This is a genomic window from Paenibacillus sp. P4_E11, from assembly GCF_056401635.1.
In genome coordinates this window covers 1-1,691 of the sequence record NZ_JBFUIX010000419.1, presented here as the reverse complement: position 1 = coordinate 1,691, position 1,691 = coordinate 1, and the positions used below count along the sequence as shown (strand labels likewise).

General features: G+C 47.5%; 3 protein-coding genes. All 3 read left to right on the top strand.

Going from position 1 to position 1,691, the window contains the following annotated elements; translation table 11 throughout:
- On the top strand, window positions 1-659 hold a 659-nt coding region (locus tag AC1DWB_RS34685), incomplete at its 5' end, for an ERF family protein (protein WP_477545616.1).
- A gap of 322 nt (window positions 660-981) precedes the next feature.
- Window positions 982-1,137 carry a hypothetical protein gene (locus tag AC1DWB_RS34680; RefSeq protein ID WP_477545615.1) on the top strand — a complete coding sequence of 52 codons (156 nt, stop codon included), beginning with the start codon at window positions 982-984 and terminating at the stop codon, window positions 1,135-1,137.
- A gap of 127 nt (window positions 1,138-1,264) precedes the next feature.
- Complete coding sequence (locus AC1DWB_RS34675) at window positions 1,265-1,624, top strand: Lar family restriction alleviation protein (RefSeq protein WP_477545614.1); 360 nt, start codon at window positions 1,265-1,267, stop codon at window positions 1,622-1,624.
- The last annotated feature ends 67 nt before the right edge of the window (window positions 1,625-1,691 follow it).

Sequence of the window (1,691 nt, the reverse complement as noted above, 5' to 3'; positions counted from 1 at the left end):
AAGTCCAGTACATCCAGAAGCGCGGCCACAATAAATTCCACAACTACAAATATGCAACAGAAGCGGATGTAAACGAGAAAGTACGGGACGAGCTCTCGAAGCGGAATGTGATTATGATGCCCGGTGTGGTCAACAAAGAGTTGAGGAATACGACCACCAAGAGCGGCAATACGGAGTACATCTACCGCGTGGACATGGAATTTAATTTCATGGATGCCGAAACCGGAGAAAGCTTAGTTGTTCCCATGAGCGGTGAAGGGCAGGACGTTGGTGACAAGGCCATATTCAAAGCAATCAGCGGTTGCCAGAAATATGCTCTGATGAAAGCCTTCATGATTCCGACTGGTGACGATCCAGAAGGTGACGAGAGTGTTGACGAGCGCAACCACAGAGAGCCTAACAAGCCGAATCAGTCCACTCAACCCATGAGTACACCTACAACAAATAACGAGCCAACAGGTCAACAAGCGGCTTCTGGCGATGGTATTACTGATAATCAACGAAAGATGCTTTACGCAAAACATAGTCAATCATTGCTAAAAGGCAGCTTTGATCGAATCAGCGACCACTTAGGTTATCGGGTTGGCAAGTTTGAGGAAGTGAGAAAGTCGGATGTAAACAAATTAATCGCTCTGCTAGACGAACACAAAGCATCATGATCAATTTAGCGAATCAGCCAGTACGCGACTATAGCAAAAAGAAGCAGCTCCACAGCGTCCGTATTAAGCTCACACAAGCACAGAAAGGCGCGATAACCCAGAGGGTTCGGGACCAAGTTAAAGCCCGTAGTGGTGGATTCTGTGAAGTGAGGGAGCGTTGCAAAGGCGCTCCCGCCATCCATAAGGCACATATCACCTCACGGAAGCGCTTGAACCATCGTACAACGGCAGCGGACCTCCTGGATTCGTGTATCGCTTGTCACTATTTCTTGGATCAAACACCGGAGGGTATCCGGTATAAACGACACTTGGAGGAATCGAAATGAATATCGATAACCATAAGTTGCTGCAAGYCGCTATTCTTGGCCTGCTAGAGACTGACAAACTGCCTGTCCATGACGTTCTAGCGCTTACCAAGAAGACGGTTGAAGACATCTGGGTCGGACTCAGACAAGAGGAACATAAATCAGTATCTTAGCCCCTACGGGGTGGACCCCCGGGTACGGCCCCCGTTTCACTGGGTAATTCGGTCGGGACGCGGGCCTGCGGCAAGATCAAAATCTAGCAAAACTATGAATAGGCGGTGTTCTCATGAAAATCCGAAAGTGGAAAAAGGAAGCCAAGAAGAATTACAACTTGACGGGCGAGGACATAACCCGGTGCATGAGGTGCGGCGGGAAACTGCATCCGAAAAGCGCATACCAGATGCAGTACAACACATGCGACTCGTACTGTTACGGCGTATTGGTTGGGGTTTACTGTTGATGGATGACATAGTGAGATTGAAATCCTGTCCATTTTGTGGAGGAAAAGCGGTAATTGAATCATTTCAAGTACGCAAGGGATTTGAAGCAACGGTACATTGCAATAACTGTTTGGCGTCTATAACAACTATCACATATGATGCCCAAGTGGATGCGGAAATTACTGTAAAAACAGCGTGGAATAAACGAGCAGAGTTATGAACATTCGTGAATATTGAGAAACTTCGCGGCACTAAAGATAGGAGGATACCTATGGTAGACCATAACC